At 50.8% G+C, this 427-nt stretch carries 1 pseudogene; it reads left to right on the top strand.

Annotated features, from left to right (window positions below):
• A pseudogene (locus UF06_RS18960) lies at positions 1 to 427 on the top strand (hypothetical protein); the annotation flags it as partial.

A 427-nucleotide genomic window follows, 5' to 3' on the forward strand; every position in this document is an offset into this window, starting at 1 on the left:
CTCTTATTGCGAACGAACTTTCTGCTCTTACTCAGCTTGAACCAGCAAGTCAATGGATGGCGAAAGCCGCATTAGGAATGACACCACACGATGCAGAAGAGGTGCTAGCGCGTTCGATCGCAATCACCGCAAACAACTTGGCTTGTCAGTATGAAGAGCTCTCAGAGCGTACTGACGAGCAGAAAGCGAGGATGTTAGAGTCTGCAAGGCTAGCACTGGATTATTGGAAAATAGCGGGCGGTTGGATGCAGGTGGTCAGATTGGCGATGAGCGTACTTGCAGGTAATTGCGATCACAGGGCGCGTGGTGGCTCAGGTGGGGGGGGACATTTTGGCTACGATATCTTTATCGGTGAAGAAAATGGCGTACAACGTGCTTTCCAATTAGCTGATGAAGCGATTCGCATGGCACTGGCCAACCATCACCA

It is taken from the genome of Vibrio sp. S234-5 (assembly GCF_000960595.1).
Lineage (GTDB): Bacteria > Pseudomonadota > Gammaproteobacteria > Enterobacterales > Vibrionaceae > Vibrio.